Source organism: Telluria sp. B2, from assembly GCF_051789535.1.
Classification (GTDB): Bacteria; Pseudomonadota; Gammaproteobacteria; order Burkholderiales; family Burkholderiaceae_D; genus Telluria.
In genome coordinates this window covers 2,384,961-2,402,074 of sequence record NZ_CP196525.1, presented here as the reverse complement: position 1 = coordinate 2,402,074, position 17,114 = coordinate 2,384,961, and the positions used below count along the sequence as shown (strand labels likewise).

The 17,114-nt window shown below is 67.4% G+C and carries 16 protein-coding genes and 1 tRNA gene; 7 read left to right on the top strand and 10 right to left on the bottom strand.

Annotated elements, in window-relative coordinates:
* Window positions 1-220: 220 nt before the first annotated feature.
* From infC to ACSUZJ_RS10745, 3 genes are all read right to left on the bottom strand, one after another.
* Window positions 221-748, bottom strand: coding sequence for a translation initiation factor IF-3 (gene infC / locus ACSUZJ_RS10755; RefSeq protein ID WP_499416511.1), 528 nt, complete (start codon window positions 746-748; stop codon window positions 221-223).
* Window positions 749-789: 41 nt separating this feature from the next.
* The gene (gene thrS, locus ACSUZJ_RS10750) at window positions 790-2,700 is read right to left on the bottom strand and encodes a threonine--tRNA ligase (RefSeq protein ID WP_499415937.1); all 1,911 of its coding nucleotides are present in this window, start codon (window positions 2,698-2,700) and stop codon (window positions 790-792) included.
* Between the two features lie 260 nt (window positions 2,701-2,960).
* Window positions 2,961-3,037: transfer RNA gene (locus ACSUZJ_RS10745), tRNA-Val, on the bottom strand.
* 146 nt (window positions 3,038-3,183) lie between these two features.
* On the opposite strand from ACSUZJ_RS10745, the gene ACSUZJ_RS10740 reads away from it, so the two are divergent.
* On the top strand, window positions 3,184-4,122 hold the full coding sequence (locus ACSUZJ_RS10740) for a cation diffusion facilitator family transporter (RefSeq protein ID WP_499415935.1): 939 nt from the start codon (window positions 3,184-3,186) through the stop codon (window positions 4,120-4,122).
* Window positions 4,123-4,207: 85 nt separating this feature from the next.
* Entirely contained in the window at window positions 4,208-5,200 is a 993-nt protein-coding gene (locus ACSUZJ_RS10735; RefSeq protein WP_499415933.1) for an NAD(P)/FAD-dependent oxidoreductase, read from the top strand.
* Window positions 5,201-5,215: 15 nt separating this feature from the next.
* Here ACSUZJ_RS10735 and ACSUZJ_RS10730 read toward each other — a convergent pair whose 3' ends face one another.
* The 6 genes from ACSUZJ_RS10730 to ACSUZJ_RS10705 form a co-directional block, all read right to left on the bottom strand.
* Window positions 5,216-5,869 (bottom strand): hypothetical protein, encoded by a 654-nt coding sequence (locus ACSUZJ_RS10730; protein ID WP_499415931.1) that lies wholly within the window; start codon window positions 5,867-5,869, stop codon window positions 5,216-5,218.
* Window positions 5,866-6,795 carry an MlaD family protein gene (locus tag ACSUZJ_RS10725; RefSeq protein ID WP_499415929.1) on the bottom strand — a complete coding sequence of 310 codons (930 nt, stop codon included), beginning with the start codon at window positions 6,793-6,795 and terminating at the stop codon, window positions 5,866-5,868. Before ACSUZJ_RS10725 ends, ACSUZJ_RS10730 begins: the two co-directional genes overlap by 4 nt.
* A 16-nt stretch (window positions 6,796-6,811) precedes the next feature.
* Window positions 6,812-7,618, bottom strand: coding sequence for an MlaE family ABC transporter permease (locus ACSUZJ_RS10720; protein ID WP_499415927.1), 807 nt, complete (start codon window positions 7,616-7,618; stop codon window positions 6,812-6,814).
* Window positions 7,619-7,772: 154 nt separating this feature from the next.
* A complete protein-coding gene (locus tag ACSUZJ_RS10715; RefSeq protein WP_499415925.1) occupies window positions 7,773-10,010 on the bottom strand; it encodes a RelA/SpoT family protein in 2,238 nt (745 codons plus the stop codon).
* Window positions 10,011-10,013: 3 nt separating this feature from the next.
* On the bottom strand, window positions 10,014-10,364 hold the full coding sequence (locus ACSUZJ_RS10710) for a RidA family protein (RefSeq protein ID WP_499415923.1): 351 nt from the start codon (window positions 10,362-10,364) through the stop codon (window positions 10,014-10,016).
* Window positions 10,365-10,390: 26 nt separating this feature from the next.
* Entirely contained in the window at window positions 10,391-11,281 is an 891-nt protein-coding gene (locus ACSUZJ_RS10705) for an alpha/beta fold hydrolase (RefSeq protein ID WP_499416509.1), read from the bottom strand.
* 138 nt (window positions 11,282-11,419) lie between these two features.
* Here ACSUZJ_RS10705 and ACSUZJ_RS10700 point away from each other — a divergent pair, with 138 nt between their 5' ends.
* The 5 genes from ACSUZJ_RS10700 to ACSUZJ_RS10680 all read left to right on the top strand — a co-directional run bounded on the left by ACSUZJ_RS10700 (window position 11,420) and on the right by ACSUZJ_RS10680 (window position 15,506).
* On the top strand, window positions 11,420-12,202 hold the full coding sequence (locus ACSUZJ_RS10700; RefSeq protein WP_499415921.1) for a 3-hydroxybutyrate dehydrogenase: 783 nt from the start codon (window positions 11,420-11,422) through the stop codon (window positions 12,200-12,202).
* A 306-nt stretch (window positions 12,203-12,508) separates the two neighbouring features.
* Window positions 12,509-13,147: a CatA-like O-acetyltransferase gene (locus ACSUZJ_RS10695; protein WP_499415919.1), complete on the top strand. Its 639-nt coding sequence runs from the start codon at window positions 12,509-12,511 to the stop codon at window positions 13,145-13,147.
* 95 nt (window positions 13,148-13,242) lie between these two features.
* Complete coding sequence (locus ACSUZJ_RS10690; RefSeq protein WP_499415917.1) at window positions 13,243-13,830, top strand: TetR/AcrR family transcriptional regulator; 588 nt, start codon at window positions 13,243-13,245, stop codon at window positions 13,828-13,830.
* Between the two features lie 106 nt (window positions 13,831-13,936).
* On the top strand, window positions 13,937-14,083 hold the full coding sequence (locus ACSUZJ_RS10685; RefSeq protein WP_499415915.1) for a hypothetical protein: 147 nt from the start codon (window positions 13,937-13,939) through the stop codon (window positions 14,081-14,083).
* A 10-nt stretch (window positions 14,084-14,093) separates the two neighbouring features.
* Window positions 14,094-15,506 carry an MFS transporter gene (locus tag ACSUZJ_RS10680; protein ID WP_499415913.1) on the top strand — a complete coding sequence of 471 codons (1,413 nt, stop codon included), beginning with the start codon at window positions 14,094-14,096 and terminating at the stop codon, window positions 15,504-15,506.
* Here the strand turns inward: ACSUZJ_RS10680 and ACSUZJ_RS10675 are convergent, their stop codons facing one another.
* Entirely contained in the window at window positions 15,507-17,051 is a 1,545-nt protein-coding gene (locus ACSUZJ_RS10675; RefSeq protein ID WP_499415911.1) for a tetratricopeptide repeat protein, read from the bottom strand. It lies immediately after the preceding gene.
* Window positions 17,052-17,114 lie beyond the last annotated feature (63 nt).

The following is a 17,114-nucleotide window of genomic DNA, read 5'->3' as shown; positions in this document are numbered from 1 at the left end:
TCCACGCGGTAGAGCGATGGATCCACCGCAACACATCGAAGAATCGCGGACGCAAACATACCGATGGGATCGGGGCCGCGTCAGTACAACCGCCGAGACCGCGTGGACACAGGTGTCCACCCTACAAAAGCAGAAGCCGTAACGACAAAGACCAGGCCCGGCGCGGCAGCGGATGCCGCAGCGCCGGACCCGGCCCAGGCGAATCTGGCGGAACGAAGAATTACTTCTTCTTTTTCGGCGCGATGATCATGATCATCTGGCGCCCTTCCATCTTCGGGAACTGCTCGACCTGGCCGTAAGGCTCCAGGTCACCCTTCAGGCGCTCGAGCATGCGGAAACCGATATCCTGGTGCGCCATCTCGCGGCCGCGGAAACGCAGCGTGATCTTGGTCTTGTCGCCGTCGTCCAGGAACTTGATGAGGTTGCGCAGCTTGATGCTGTAGTCGCCCTCGTCGGTACCCGGGCGGAATTTGACTTCCTTGACCTGGATGACCTTCTGCTTCAGCTTGGCTTCGTGGGCCTTCTTCTGTTCCGAGTACTTGAACTTGCCGTAGTCCATCAAACGGCAGACCGGCGGATTCGCGTTCGGCGCGATTTCCACCAGGTCGACGTTCTTTTCCTCGGCCAGGCGGAACGCTTCCGCCAGGCTCACGATGCCCAGCGGTTCGTTGTCCACACCGTTCAGGCGCATTTCCGGATAAGTGATTTCGCCGTTGATGCGATGCTGTTTGTCAGTAGCTATGTCTATTCCTTCGAAAGTATTAAATTTGACCGAACGTATTGTATCGTTTATTTCGCCTTGGCAGCGACTTCGCTCACCAGACGCTCCACGAGCGCGTCGACGGACATCACGCCCAGGTCGACGTTGCCGCGGGCACGCACGGCCACCGTATTCGCTTCACGTTCCTTATCGCCAACAACCAGGATGTATGGCAGTTTTTGGATGGAATGCTCGCGAATTTTATAAGTAATCTTCTCGTTCCGCAAATCAGCGTGAACGCGCAGGCCAGCTTCGCGCAGCTTTGCCTCCACCTGCTTGACGTAATCGGCTTGCGCGTCAGAAATATTCAGCACAGCGACCTGGACCGGCGCCAGCCACAGCGGCAGCGCGCCGGCGTAGTTCTCGATCAGGATGCCGATGAAACGCTCCATCGAGCCGACGATCGCGCGGTGCAGCATGACCGGGACCTTGCGGGTATTGTCTTCCGCAACATACTCGGCGCCCAGGCGGCCCGGCATCGAGAAGTCGACCTGCATGGTGCCAACCTGCCATGGACGACCCAGGCTGTCCTTCAGGTGGTACTCGATCTTCGGGCCGTAGAAGGCGCCCTCGCCCGGCAGCTCGGTCCATTCCACGCCGCAGCTGCGCAGCGCCGAACGCAGGGCCTCCTCGGCCTGGTCCCAGACCTCGTCCGAACCGATGCGGTTTTCCGGACGCAGCGCGATCTTGACATCGATGCTGTTGAAGCCGAAGTCGTCGTAGACCTTCATCGCCTGGGCGTGGAAGGCGGTCACTTCGCCGGCGATCTGGTCTTCGGTGCAGAACACGTGGCCGTCGTCCTGGGTGAAGCCGCGCACGCGCATCAGGCCGTGCAGCGCGCCCGAGGACTCGTTGCGGTGGCACTGGCCGAACTCGCCGTAGCGCAGCGGCAGGTCGCGGTAGGAACGCAGGCCGGCGTTATAGATCTGCACGTGGCCCGGGCAGTTCATCGGCTTCAGGGCGTAGGTGCGGTTCTCGGAATCGGTCGTGAACATGTTGTCACGGTAGTTATCCCAGTGGCCGGTCTGCTTCCACAGCGAGACGTCGATGATCTGCGGCGCCTTGACTTCGCTGTAACCGGTGTTTTGATACGTTTTGCGCATGTACTGCTCGACCTGCTGCCAGATGGTCCAGCCCTTCGGGTGCCAGAAGATCAGGCCCGGCGCCTCGTCCTGGAAGTGGAACAGGTCCAATGCCTTGCCGAGCTTGCGGTGGTCGCGCTTCTCGGCCTCTTCGAGCATGTGCAGGTACTGCTCCTGGTCTTCCTTCTTGGCCCAGGCGGTGCCGTAGACGCGCTGCAGCATCTCGTTGTTCGAGTCGCCACGCCAGTAGGCGCCGGCCAGCTTCATCAGCTTGAACACTTTCAGCTTGCCGGTCGAGGGCACGTGCGGGCCGCGGCACAGGTCGGTGAACTTGCCTTCCGAGTACAGCGAGACGTCCTCGTTCGCCGGGATCGAGGCGATGATCTCGGCCTTGTAGTCTTCGCCGATGGACTTGAAGTAGGCGACGGCCTCGTCGCGCGGCAGCACCTTGCGGGTGACCGGCTCGTCCTTCTTGGCCAGTTCCGCCATCTTCTTCTCGATCGCCTGCAGGTCTTCCGGGGTGAACGGACGCTTGTACGAGAAGTCGTAGTAGAAGCCGTTGTCGATGACCGGGCCGATGGTGACCTGGGCTTCCGGGAACAGCTCCTTTACCGCATAGGCCAGCAGGTGGGCGGTCGAGTGGCGGATGACGTCCAGGCCTTCCGGATCGCGGTCGGTGACGATCGCGAGATCGGCGTCCTGCTCGATCAGGAAGGAGGTATCGACCACCTTGCCGTTGACCTTGCCGGCCAGGGCCGCCTTGGCCAGGCTCGGGGCGATATTCTGCGCCACCTGGGCCACAGTGACCGGGCCTTCGAATTGACGGCTCGAGCCGTCCGGAAGTCGCACATTCAACATCTTGATCTCCAATCGGCGCCGCTTGCGCCCGCTAAGATTAATAAATTTGAAATGGAAAAAATTTGGGCGAAAAAAAACGCGCACCAGGCGCGTTTTCTTCAGTGTTGTCGAGTCTCTCAGGACAAAAGGCCACCGTACCGCGTCTAGCGATTCCCCCACAACCAGGTTGTAGTTCGCGGTGTCATAACCGTTTGTGCCTTTCTCGCTCTTACTGACGACGAGAGCGGAAAACCGTAGTTCCCCGCACTCGTCTGATGTTCTGGTGGGCGGTGCAGAATTCGAATCTGCGACCCCTTGGATGTCGACCAAGTATTCTAACCAGCTGAACTAACCGCCCGATGACGTGCATTATAGAGACAGCGGGCCAGCCATGCAAGGCTTGTTCCAAATTAAGTAAATTCCCCGGGGGGCCGCGGCCGCCCTGTCCGCCCCGGCGCCGATATCCATTACACTTCGGCCTTGTCGAATCCTCACGTATCAACCATGCCATCCCAGCCAGCCCAGCACCAGGCGCCGACCTCCGAACACCTGCACGCCCACCTCGACGGCGACGCCCGCCACGGCCACACCATCGAATCGCGCAGCCACAAGGCCTTGGGCTTCGCGCTGGTCCTGACCCTGCTGTTCGCGCTGGTCGAGGTAGTGACCGGCTTCATGTCGAATTCCCTGGCCCTGATTTCCGACGCCGGCCACATGGTGACCGACGCCGCCGCGCTCGGCCTGGCCCTGCTGGCCCAATTGATCGCCAGGCGCCCGCCGTCGAGCCGCCACTCCTTCGGCTTCGTGCGCGCCGAGGCGCTCGCCGCTTTCGTCAACTGCCTGGCGATGCTGCTTCTCGTTGCCTGGATCGTCTGGGAAGCGGTGCAGCGCCTGACCCACCCGGAACACGTGCAGGGCGGCGTCGTGCTGGTGGTGGCCGCCCTGGGCGCCTGCATCAACATCCTGGTCGCCTGGGTGCTGTCGCGCGACACCGAGAGCATCAACACCCGCGCCGCCCTGGTCAACGTGCTGGGCGACCTGCTCGGCTCGGTCGCCGCCATCGCCGCCGGCGCCATCATCTATTTCACCGGCTGGGTGCGCATCGACCCGATCCTCTCGATCTTCGTCTCGCTGCTGATCCTGAAGTCGACGGTGGGCATCCTGCGCGAGTCCTACCACTTCCTGATGGAAGGCGTGCCGCACGGTATCGACTACCTGCAGGTCGGCGCCGACCTGGCCGAGGTCGAGGGCGTGCTGTCGGTGCACGACCTGCACGTGTGGGACATGTCGCCCGGCCACCCCGCCCTGATCGGCCACCTGGAGATCGCCGACCTGGCCGAATGGCCCGTGGTGCTGCGCCGGGTGAAGGCCATGCTGCTCGACAAGCACGGCATCGACCACGTGACCCTGCAGCCCGAGGCGCTGGACGGCAAGTCGCTGTAACGCTATAACGCTGTAAGCATCTTCTTACCCGGGCTGGGCTCGCGCGCCGATAGGAGGCGCCTGCCCTCTTCCCGATAATCGGGGGATGGATGACATTACCAAACACGTCTTCGACACCCTGATCATCGGCGGCGGCCCCGGCGGCCTCACGGCGGCCATCTACCTGCGCCGCTTCACCCGCAACATCGTGGTGGTCGACAAGGGTAACAGCCGCCTGTGCCTGATTCCCGTTTCGCACAACTACCCCGGCTTTCCCGAAGGGGTACCCGGCTCGCAGCTCCTGGTCAATCTCACCGAACAATTGAAGCGCTATGGCGGCGAGGTGCGCCACGGCGAGATCACCGGGCTGCGCCTGGAGGACGGCGCTTTCGTGGGCGACTACCTCGACGACGCCGGCGAGACCCGCACCATCCGCGCATTGACCGTGCTGCTGGCCACCGGCGTGGCCGATTGCGGCCTGCCGATCGAGAACTGGCGCGAAGCGGTGGCCGCGGGCGCCGTGCGCCTCTGCCCCGTGTGCGACGGCTACGACGTGATGGACAGGCGCATCGCCGTGGTCACCTCGGAAACCAATCCGGTCGGGCACGCCCTCTTCATGCGCTCCTTCAGCGCCGACGTCACCCTGTTCGACCGCGGCAAGGAATCGATGCTGACCGACGAGGAGCGGCGGCAGATCGAAGTGGCAGGCGTGCGCTACATCGAGTCGCCGCTGCTGGGCGTGTCCATGAGCCCGGACATGAAACCCATCCTCAACACCGCCGACGGCGAAAGCCGCGAGTTCGATGTCTTCTATCCCATGCTGGGCGAATCGGCGCGCTCGAAGCTGGCCGCCGACCTGGGCGCGGAAACCGGCGACTGCGACAAGCTGGTCGTCGACGACCACCAGCGCACCAACGTGCCCGGCCTGTACGCCATCGGCGACGTGGTGATGGGCCTGAACCAGATCGCGGTGGCGGCCGGCCAGGCGGCGATCGCGGCGACCGCCATCCACAATGCCCTGCCCTGGGCCCTGCGTCCACCCGCCGAAGTCCGGCCGGCCACACGGCCCCGCGTCGCTTCGCTGGGCCATGCGCTCTGACCGGGCCTCGCGGCCCTACTGCCGCGGCGCCGCGCCTGATGCCAGGGCGATGCGCCGCTCGATGCGCGCAACCGCCGCGCCGTCGCCCGCCGCCCGTGCCCGCTGGAGCGACACGCCCAGCCACATCAGCAGCGGTCGGCGCCAGCCCTGGCCCGATGCCGTCTCGGTGGCGGCCTCGATGTCGGCGGGCGTGATGCGCCCGGCCTTGAGCAGCGCGCCGGCCGCGACCAGTTTCGACAGGGGATCGGCGACGCCGGACAGCGTCGCGCCCGTCACCACCGGCCGGTGCTGTTCGGGCAGCGCCGCCACGTCCAGGCCTTCCCAGCGCCCGGCCAGGTAGGCGGCGTAGGCCCGCTGCTGCGCCGTGGCGTCCGGCGCCAGCGCGGCAAAACCCGGGCAATCGTCGAATTCCAGGCTGGCCGCCAGCGTGGCGCAGCGCACCAGCTCGACCTGGGCGACCAGGTCGGCGCGGCCGGTGCTGGTGGTTTCGCGCCGCGCCCGCGCGAATTCAGCGTTGGCGGCGGCGGTGTTTCCGCGCAGGTAGTCGTCGGTGAAACCATCGAGGGCGTCCTTGGCGTCGGCCTGCCAGCCCGGGGGCGCCGGTTTGCTGGCGCAGGCCGCCAGCAGCAGCGCACATACGAGCGCCGGTGTCTTCGCGGTCAGCTTCATGGCAGCTTGATCTCCTGGTTGGCGCGGCCAAACGGCCACTTGCGGTTGACTTCGTCCACCAGGCGGTTCACCTTGCGCAGGCTGGCGTCGACCTCGCCGCGCAGGGCGCCCAGGTCGTCGGTCGCCACGCGCGCGTTCGCGCCCACGGCCTGGGCCTCGACCAGCACCGCGTCGACGCGCTTGAGAGTGGCGCGCGCATCCTGCAGCACGCCCTGCAGTTCGACCACTGCCGCCTGGGCGTCCTCGACCATGCCCTTCCTGCCGTACAGGCGCTGGTCAGTCTTGGCCAGCAGCGCGTCGACGCGCTGCAGCGTCTGCACGAATTTCGCCGCCTCGTCGTCGCCCAGGGCCCCGCCGAGCAGGCCATACTTGCCCGACAGGCGGCCGGTCACGGTCTGGATGTTTTCCAGGCTGCCGCTGATGGACGAGCCTTCGGCAGTCATGCTTTCCAGGTTGTTCAGGAGCGAGCGCGCGGTCGCGACCAGGCCCGGGATCTCGGCCGTGACGTCGCCGCGCAGCACCGGACGGCGCGCGCCATCGGGCAGCGGCGGGTCTTCCAGCAGGCCGGTGAAGGCGCGGATGCGGGTCTCGCCCACCACGCTGCGCTCCAGGGTGAAGACGCTGGACGTGCGCAGCCACTTGGCGTCTTCCTTCGACACGTCGATCACGATGTTGACCTTGCCGTCCTTGGCCAGGTCGACCAGGCGCACGCGCCCGATGGGAAAGCCGGCGAAGCTCATGTCCATGCCGGGGATGACGCCCTCGGAGTTGTCGGTCTCGAGGATGAGCTTCTGGGTCGGCTCGAACACGCCGCGCGCATACATCACGTACAGGATGAAGGCGACGATCAGGGCCGCGACGACGACCAGCAGGATCATCGCCTTTCTTTCCACATGGGCCGGTTCGTCAGGATGATTGTCGATCATGGTTGGTCAGGTGGGGTCAGATGTATTTGATGGCGAGCGAGGAACCCTCGATCAGCAGCAGCACGAACAGCAGGCGCAGCGCGCCGGGCTGCACGCTCGAGGCCAGCCGGCGCGGGTAGCGCTGCAGCTCCAGGATGGCGGCGGTCGGGATCACCGCTACCGCCAGGCCGAACAGCACGGTCTTGAGCACGAAGCCGGTCGTGACGACCGGGTCGAACACGCGCCCGACGGTGCGGGTGTAGTCCGGCAGGCCCCAGGGCGACAGGCCGTAGACGTTCAGGTAGGCCAGCACCAGCACGATGGTCGAGCTGACCATCGCCAGGCTCAATACCGAGAAGGCGTTGGCGAACAGCTGGGGCACCAGGTCGCGGCGCAGGCGACGCAGCGCCTCGGCATTCACTTCGGCCGTGGGCAGGCCGGCGCGCGCCAGGCCCAGGGCCGTGGCGTCGAAGGCCATGCCGGCGCGCAGCGCGGCGAACAGCGCCGCCGACAGCGGGATCAGTTCCAGCACCAGCACCCGCACCACCATCTCCAGCGCGTAGCGCGACAGGCCGTAGCTCAGCGCCGTGACCAGCACGATGCGGATGATGACGAGGCTGATCAGGGCCGAGAGCAGCGTGAACCAGGGCAGGACCTTCCAGGTGCCGGCGTAGATGTAGCTGGCGGTCGCATGGCGGGTGGCGCGGCTATAGGTCGAGGGCGAGAGGGCCGTGACCAGGGCGATGGCGCCGAGGTGGAACATGTACCACCAGCTGCGCAGGTAGCGGGCCAGGGCCAGGCCCCAGAGGCTGGGGCGGGTGCTCAGGTGGAGGGTGCGGCGCATCGTCATATGATACGGTTTTTATAAGGATAGGCCGCAGTTTGTATCACTTCCCGGAGTGTTGGCATCGTGGCCGAAACCATCGCGCCATTTGCACAAGGTGAGACCGCGTGGGCACAGGTGCCCACCCTACAAAGGCGTGGCCAATGATAGCTCATCACTGGCGACGCGCTTCCTGCACCCCGGACACCTCCGTGATCGCCGCCAGGGCCTTCTGCAGCTGGCCGGTCGAGCCGATTTCGGCGGTGAAGACCATGCGCGCCTGGCCTTTCGCGCTTTGCGTGTTGACGCCGGTGACGTTGATCTTCTCGCGCGAGAACACTTCCGAGATGTCGCGCAACAGGCCTTGCCGGTCGCCGGCGAGGATGAAGATGTCGACCGGGTAGACGGTCTCGGTGACGGCCTTGCCCCACTCGGTCTGGATCACGCGCTCGGGCGCCTTGGCGCGCATCTCGGCGAAGTTTTTGCAGGAGAGGCGGTGGATCGAGACGCCCTTGCCGCGCGTGACGAAGCCGACGATAGGGTCCGGCGGCGCCGGCTTGCAGCACCTGGCCAGCATCGTCATCAGGCCCTCGGTGCCGACCACCAGCACCCCCGATTTCGCGCCCTGCTCCACGCTCGACGCCCGGCTCTTGTTGACCACGGCCGCATCCTCGAGCGGCGGCGCCTCCGGGGTGTCGTGCAGCGCCGCCTCCACGTGGCGCAGGCTGAATTTTTCCTTGCCGACCGCGATGAACAGTTCGTCGACCTTGGCGAAGCCGAGTTTATGGGCCAGCGCTTCCAGGTTGACCGCGGTCTTGCCCTCGCGCTGCAGCGACTTTTCGACCAGCGCCCGCCCCTGGGCCAGGGTCTCGGCCAGGTCCAGCGCATGGAACCAGGCGCGGATCTTCGAGCGCGTGCGGCTGCTGACCGCATAGCCCGGGCTGAGCCAGTCGCGCGAGGGTCCCGCGCTGCCGGCCGGGCCCTTGGCCGTGATGATCTCGCAGGTCTGGCCGTTCTTCAACGGGGTGTTCAGCGGCACCATCACGCCGTCGATCCTGGCGCCGCGGCAGCGGTGGCCCACCTCGCTGTGCAGGTGGTAGGCGAAGTCGATCGGGGTGGCGCCGACCGGCAGTTCGAGCACGCGCGCCTGCGGCGTGAGCACGAAGATGCGGTCGTCCAGCGTGGTCGCCTTCAGCTTTTCGACCCACTCCTTCTGCACGTCCTCGCCCGCCACGGCGTCGGCGACGTCGCTCTTCCAGGCCAGCAGCTGGCGCAGCCAGGCGATCTTCTCGTCGTACTTCTCGCCCTTGAAGGTCGAGCCGCCGGTTTCCTTGTAGCGCCAGTGCGCCGCGATCCCGTACTCGGCGAAGTTGTGCATTTCCTGGGTCCGGATCTGCACTTCCAGCGGCCGCCCGTCCTCGGCCGCGACCACCGTGTGCAGCGACTGGTAGCCATTCGGCTTGGGGCGCGAGATGTAGTCGTCGAACTCCTGCGGGATCGGGGTCCAGATGTTGTGCACCAGGCCCAGCACGGTGTAGCAGGCCTTGATGTCGGCCACGATCACGCGGAAGGCACGCACATCGTAGAGCTCGGAGAAATCGAGGTCCTTGCCGCGCATCTTGCTCCAGATGCTGTAGATGTGCTTCGGCCGTCCGCTGACGTCGGCCTTGATGCCGGCTGCCGCCAGTTCCGCCTGCAGGCGGTCGATCGCGGACTGCACGAAGCCTTCGCGCGCCATGCGCTTTTCTTCGAGCATCTTGGCGATGCGCTTGTAGGTCTCGGGCTGCAGGAAGCGGAAGGACAGGTCTTCCAGTTCCCACTTCAGCTGCCAGATGCCCAGGCGGTTGGCCAGCGGCGCGTACAGGTCCATCACCTCGCGCCCGTAGTCGCGGGTGACGTCGTCGAAGCGCTTCTGCTCGGCGAAGTAGCGCAGCATCGTCACGCACGAGGACAGGCGCACCAGCACCACGCGCATGTCGGACGCCATCGCCAGCAGCATCTTGCGCAGGGTCTCGATGTGGGCGGCGGCCTCCTGGGCCGCGTTCTTGCCGCGCCCGACCGCCGGCTGGCCGACCGTCAGGTCGCGCAGGCGGATCAGTTGCTGCACGCCGCGCACCTGGGTCGCCACCTCCGCGCCGAACAGCCGTTCGAGCGTCTCGACCAGCTCGGGCTCGAACATGGCGAGCTCGAACAGCAGGCCGGCGATGCGCGTCTCGACATCGCTGCGCAGGTAGGCCAGCGTGCCGGCCACCCCGAGCGAGAACTCGAAGGCGTTCTGCCCCGAGGCGATGGCGCGCTCGCCATAGGCGGCAGCGGCATAGTCCAATGCGTGCTGCACGCGCGCGCATTCCTCGGGACTGAGTCCCTGGATCAGCTGGGTGGTGGCGTCGCCGAGCGCGGCGGTGGATACCATTGCTTAGCGCAGCGCCGCGGTGACGACGATCTCCACCAGGCAGGCCGGATTGGCAAGCTTCGATTCCACGGTGGCGCGCGGCGGCGTGTGGCCCTGGGCCACCCATTCGTCGTAGACCGCGTTCATGCCGGCGAAGTGGGCCATGTCGGAGATGAAGATCTGGCACATCAGGATGCAGGTCTTGTCGCTGCCGGCCTCCATCAGCAGGCGGTCGACGTGACCCAGCACCTCGCGGGTCTGGCCCTCGATGCCCTGGGTCGTGTCTTCGGCGATCTGGCCGGCCAGGTAGACGGTGCCGTTGTGGATGGCGGTTTCGGAGAGGCGCTTGCCTACGTGGAGTCGTTTGATTTCCATGGTCTCTTTCTAGAACGGTGGGCCGGTCAGCCCAGTAAAAATTCGCGTGCGACCGCAATCTGGTCCGCATGCACGAAGGTCGGCGCATGGCCCACGCCCGGGATCTCGACGAGCCTCGGATGTGGACCGCGCCGCGTCATCTCCTGCGCGGTCTCGCGCGAGAGCAGGTCCGACAGCTCCCCGCGCACCAGCAGCGTCGGGCAGCGTATCGCGTCAAAGGCGCGCCACAGCGCAGCCTGGTCCAGTTCCGCCCGTTCGGCGGTAATGGCCTTGAAGGGCACGGCCAGCGCCAGGTCGTAGTGGCGCACCCACTCGCCGTTCGGCGCCTGGCGCAGCACGTCGCCCGCCAGCTTGTTCCATTCGCTGTCCGAATGGGGTCCGAACGAGCTCGATACGTCCTTCACGAAGCGGACCCCGGTCTCGAAGTCCGGAAAGCGCAGGTCCTGGCCGATGTAGTCGGCAATGCGCCGCATCGCGCCCTGGTCGAGCACGGGACCGATATCGTTGAGCACCAGCTTGCGTATCGGCGTGCCGGGCATCGCGGCCAGCGCCATGCCGATCAGGCCGCCCATCGAGGTGCCGAACCAGTCGACCGTGCCGGTTTCGCTGTTTGCGGTGACGCGGGCGATCAGCGTCACCATGTCGGCGACGTACTGCGGCACGGCGTACAGGCGCGCGTCACCCAGGGGATCCGAGCGGCCGCGGCCCGCCACGTCGGGGCAGACCACGCGGTAGTCGCTGCACAGGGCGCGCGCCAGGTCGTCGAAATCGTCGCCGACGCGGGTCACCCCGTGCACGCAGACGAGCACGCGCGGATTCGCCGGGTCGCCCCATTCCTTGTAGGCGATCCGGTGCAGGCCGGCCGGCGAGCTGCACTGCACGCTTTTCAATCTCGCTTCGCTCCGTCCCTGGTCCATCGCCTGCTCCATCCTGACAATATTGTCTTCCTGTACAGCTGCAACCGACATTTTAGCCGCCAGTGCGATTAGAATTCTACCAATTCTGAGGAAGTACCCCCGATCACCATCCTTATAGAGGGCACAATGAAATCCAGCATGCTAAGCGGTAAAACGGCACTCGTCACTGGCTCCACCTCGGGCATCGGCCTGGGGATCGCGCGTGCACTGGCCGAACAGGGCGCAAACATCGTGTTCAACGGCTTCGGCGACGCCCAGCAGATCGAGAAGCTCTACACCGACGTCGGCCAGGAATTCGGCGTGCAGACGGCCTACCACAACGCCGACATGTCCAAACCCGAGCAGATCGAGGCGATGATGCATTTCGCGCTCGAGAAGTTCGGCGGCGTCGACATCCTGGTCAACAACGCGGGCATCCAGCATGTGGCCAGCGTGGACGAGTTCCCGGTCGAGAAATGGGACGCGATCATCGCGATCAACCTGACCTCGGCCTTCCACACCACGCGCCTGGCCCTGCCCGGCATGAAGCAGAAAAACTGGGGCCGCATCATCAACCTGGCCTCGGTGCACGGCCTGGTCGGCTCGGCGCAGAAGTCGGCCTATGTCGCGGCCAAGCACGGCCTGGTCGGCTTCACCAAGGTCACCGCGCTGGAAACCGCGCAGACTGGCGTGACCTGCAATGCGATCTGCCCGGGCTGGGTCCTGACCCCGCTGGTGCAGAAGCAGGTCGACGACCGTGCCGCGCGCGAAGGCCTGTCGAACGACGCCGCGCGCCGCGCGCTGCTGGCGGAAAAACAGCCTTCGGGCGAATTCGTCACGCCCGACGAACTGGGCGCGCTGGCGGTGTTCTTCTGCTCGCCGGCCGGCGCCCAGGTGCGCGGCGTGGCGTGGAACATGGATGGGGGCTGGGCGGCGCAGTAAGGCTGCCTGCGGCAACATGTCTGCGGCTGCATGACCGGTTTTCGTAGGGTGGGGTCATTCATGCCGGGGGCATGAATGACGTGCCCACGCGGAATCACCGGCCGATCAGAGGCGCTTCCGGGCAAAGCCGACGGCGCGTGCCGGTATGCGGTGATGCCGCGTGGGCTCGAGAGCCCACCCTACGAACTGCCGGCTCCGCTTCGCCGCGCCCTTGATCGGGCGATGAAACAGCGTGGACACAGGTGTCCACCCTACGAACAAGCTGTGCGACAATCCTGCCCCTCGATTTCGACAGGCAGGATCTGCATGCAGCACTTTGAACGGCGGCGCGACCGCTTCGACCTCTTCGACCGCATGGACAGCCCGGCGGTCAACCTCAGCTTCACGATGGACCTGCCAGACTTCCGGCCCTGGTGCAAGGCGCAAGGCCTCGGCCCCTTCCACGTGCTGCTGTGCGCCGTGCTGCGCGCGGTGCTGGCGATCCCGAATTTCCGCTACCGCGTCTTCGAGGGCGAGGTGATCGAGATCGACCGCCTGATGCCCTCGTTTACCGTCACCAACCAGCACCAGGACCTGAATTTCGCCCTGTTCGACTGGTCCGACGATCTGCGCGAGTTCGTCGCCCGCAGCGTGGCCGCGCGTGACGAGGCAAGCACGATGGTCGAGCTGAACAACAGCTACGCGGCCCTGTCGCCGCGCCAGGTCAAGGACCAGGTCTTCATCACCTGCATTCCCTGGCTCGACTTCACCTCGATCCAGCACCCGGCCGCCACCCTCGGTGCGCCCGACATTCCCTCGCTGGCCTGGGGCCGCTTCAAGGATGGGCAGAACGGCCGCCTGGCCCTGCCCTTCTCGGTCCAGGCCCACCACGGCTTCGTCGACGGCTACCACATCCACCTGCTGGCCCGGCAGATCGCGGCCGAGCTGGAAGGCTTCATGCACTGAGCCGGACGCGCCGCACACGCGGCGCGGATTTCGCTTGACTCGCAAATATGATGGTCATAATATGAAGTTCATCATATCGACAACAGCCAGGCATCATGAACACCGAATCGAAGCAGACCCGGCGCGAACTGTCGCACCAGCGCATCCTCGACGCCGCCGCCCGCGCGGTACGGCGCCGCGGCTATGACGGCGTCGGCGTGGCCGAGGTGATGAAGGAAGCGGGCCTCACCCACGGCGGCTTCTACGCCCACTTCAAGTCGCGCGACGCGCTGCTGGCGGCGGCGGTCGAGCATGCGGGAACGAGCAGCCGCAGGATCCTCGGCAAGCGCATCGCTGCCAGCCTCGAGGCCGGCGCCAGCCCCCTGCGCGCCCTGGTCGAAGCCTACCTGTCGCCGGAACACCTGGCCGCACAGGACATGGGCTGCCCGGTCGCCGCCCTCGGCTCGGAAATGGTGCGCCAGCAGGAAGACGTGCGCGAGGCCTCGCGCCGCCGCGTGCTGGGCCTGATCGAGACGGTGCGCCAGGCCCTGCCCCCGGGCGCGGACCCGCAGCAGGCCGCCGTCATCACCGGCAGCCTGGTGGGCACGGTGCAACTTGCCCGGGTGCTGGGCGACAGCGCCGGCGAACTGCTGCAGGCGGCGCGCACCGCCATCCTCGACCAGTACGACCGCGCTCCCGCCTGAACCATCACCCCGGGGCTGCCTTGTGCAGCCTTTTTGCCGAACCAAAATATTATGGCCATCATATTCCAATGAAACCGCAGTCCAACCAACCTGAAAGGAAACAAGCATGAAGCTCCAGAACGCCACCGTCCTGGTCACGGGCGCCAAACGCGGCCTCGGCCTCGCCTTAGCCCGCCATGCCCTGGCCCAGGGCGCCCGCAAGGTCTGCGCCGCCGCGCGCGAAGCCGGCATCTGCATCGATCGCACCCGCTGAGCGAGCCGCCATGCGCACACCGACGACCCTTCCCGCCCCTGCCGCCGCGAGTACACCGGCGCAGGTTTCGCCCTGGCCGACCTTCTGGATCGCCAGCATCGCCGTCTTCCTGGTATCCCTCGACAGCACGGTGCTGTTCGCCGCCTTCGGCGCCCTGCAGCGGGCTTTCCCCGCCGCGACGGCCGCCGACCTGTCCTGGGTGCTGAACGCCTACACCGTGGTCTACGCGACCATGCTGGTGCCGGCAGGCGGCCTGGCCGACGCCCACGGCAGGAAGCGCGTCTTCCTGGCCGGCGTCGCGCTGTTCCTGGCCGCCTCCGCGGCCTGCGGCATGGCCGACAGCGTCGGCCTGCTGGTGGCCGCACGCGTCGCCCAGGCCTTCGGCGCGGCGCTGCTCACGCCGGCCTCGCTGTCGATCGTCCTCGACGCCTTCCCGAAGGAGAAGCGCGCGGTCGCGGTCAGCCTCTGGGGCGCGGTCGGCGGCCTGGCGGCGGCGGTCGGCCCCAGCCTGGGCAGCCTGGTGGTCGAGCGCTTCGGCTGGCCCAGGGCCTTCTACCTGAACCTGCCGCTGGGCGCCCTGTCGCTGTGGTTCGGCGCGGCGCGCCTGCGCGAGCTGCGCACGGCGGGGCGGCGCGCGCGTGTCGATGTCGTCGGCATGCTGCTCCTGATCCTGGCGGTGGGCGCCGTGGCGATGGCGATCACGCAATCGGATGCGCCGCAATGGACGCGCACCGAACTGGCGGTGCTGGCCGCAACCGGCTTCGTGGCGCTGGCCGCCTTCGTCCTCTGGGCGCGCACCGCGCAGGCGCCCCTGGTCGACCTGGCCCTGTTCGCCAACCGCAGCTACAGCCTGGTGAACCTGGCCACGCTCAGCTTCGGCATGGCCTTCGCGATCATGTTCTTCTCGTATTTCGCCTACCTGACCGGGGTCTGGGGCTACAGCCTGCCGGCTGCCGGCCTGGCCGTCACGCCGGGGCCGCTGACCGTGGTGCCGACCGCGATCCTGGCCGGACGCATCGCCGGGCGCTACGGGCACCGCCGGGTGCTGGTGACGGGAGCGCTGGTGTATGCGCTGAGCGGGCTATGGCTGCTGCTGGTGCCGGGCACCGAGCCGGCCTACGCCAGCCACTGGCTGCCGGGACTGCTGCTCAGCGGCGCCGGCGTCGGCATGGTGCTGCCCTCGCTGTCGGGCGCGGCGGTGGCCCAGCTGCCGGCGACGCAGTACGCGGTCGGCAGCGCGGTGAACCAGGCGATCCGCCAGTTGGGTACGGTGCTGGGGGTGGCGGTCACGGTGCTGTTCGTCGGCCACGCGGGCCTGGTGCGGGCCGACTTCCTGCCGCTCTACGGCCTGCACGTGAGCCTGGCCCTGCTCACGGGCGCGCTCTGCCTGGGCGTGCACACCCGCGGCACGCGTTCGGCCTGATCAGGCAGGGGCTGGCGCCAGGCGCAGCACGGCGACCTGGCCGGCGATGGGCACACCGTTCTCGCTGCGCAGCGGCGCCGGTTGCAGCAGCGCGGTCTCGAAGCCCTGGGCCTGGGCCAGGGTGCGCAGGTAGGCTGCCGAATGGGCGTAGCGGTTCGAGGGCTGCAGCACGAAGCCTTCGCCCTCCACGGTCTCGGTCGAGAAGCAGAAGGCCCCGCCCGGACGCAGGGCGCGCCTGGCCAGCGCGAACACCTCGGCCAGTTCGCCGAAGTAGACGAAGACGTCGGCGGCGACGATGAGGTCGAAGGCCGCCTGCTCCCGGGCCAGGAAGGCGGTGATGTCGGCGCACACGAGACGGTCGTACAGGCCGGATTGACGCGCCTTCTCCAGCATGCGCTCGGACAGGTCGACGCCCGCCAGGCTGCGCGGGCGCGGCCGCAGGTGGGGCGCGCACAAACCCGTGCCGCAGCCCAGGTCGAGCACGTCGCCGTCCAGCGGCGCCTGCGCGCTTTCCAGGGCCGCTGCGATCGCTTCCGGCGTGCGGTAGTCCAGCACCTCGGTCAGGTGCTGGTCGAAGTGGCCGGCGTACTGGTCGAACAGCGCCTTCACATACTCCTGGGGCGCGCGTTCCGGCGTCTCGCCCACGCCCAGGGCGGCCAGGGCGAAGCCGATGCGGGAGCCATCGGCGCCCTGCTCCTCGAGCATGCGCTGCGCGGCCTGGTATGCAAGGATCGCCTCCTCGCGCCGGCCGAGCGCGGCCAGGGTGGCGGCGCGGTGTTCGCGGGTGGCCGCATGCGCCGGACGCAGCGCCAGCGCCTGGTCATGGGCGCGCAGCGCCTCGTCGAAACGGCGCAGCCGGTGCAGCGTCATGGCGCGCCCGGCGTGGGCCTCGGCCATGGTCGCGTCGAGCGCGAGCGCCGCGTCGTAGCCGGCCAGCGCGTCGCGCAGGCGGCGCAGCAGGTAGAGGGCGTTGGCGCGCACGCACAGGGCCTGGGCGTAGCGTGGCTGGCCTGCCAGCGCCAGCTCGGCGCTGGCCAGCGCCGCCTCGGGCTCGCCCAGTTCCAGCAGCGCGGCCGCGCGGTTGCAGGCCGCCTCCGGATAGCGCGGCTGCAGCGCCAGCGCGCGCCCGTAGCTGTCCACCGCCTCGCGCGCGCGTCCCAGCTTGCGCAGCGCGTTGCCGCGGTTGGCGTAGGCCATCGCGTACTGGGGATGCAGGCGCAGCGCCGTCTCGTAGCTGGCGAGCGCCGCTTCGCTGCGGCCCAGGTCCTGCAGCGCGGCGCCCAGGTTGCAGTGGGCATTGGCCTGGTCCGGCTTGAGCGCGATCGCCTGCCCGATCAGCTCCACCGCGCCCGCCGCATCGCCCTGCTGGCGCGCGATCACGCCCAGCAGGTGCAGGGCATCGAACTGGCGCGGCGCCAGCGCCAGCACCTGGCGGTAGAGCTGCGCGGCTTCCTGCAGCCGGCCTTTCTGGTGGAGCGCGACCGCCTGCTGCAACAGGGGCGTCACGCCCTGCGCTTCTTCCCGCTTGGTCCCTGCCTGGTTCATCCCTGCCTTTCGATCCCTGGTGGCGCACCCGCTGCGCCCGCGCGCAAGGATACCGCAAGCGAG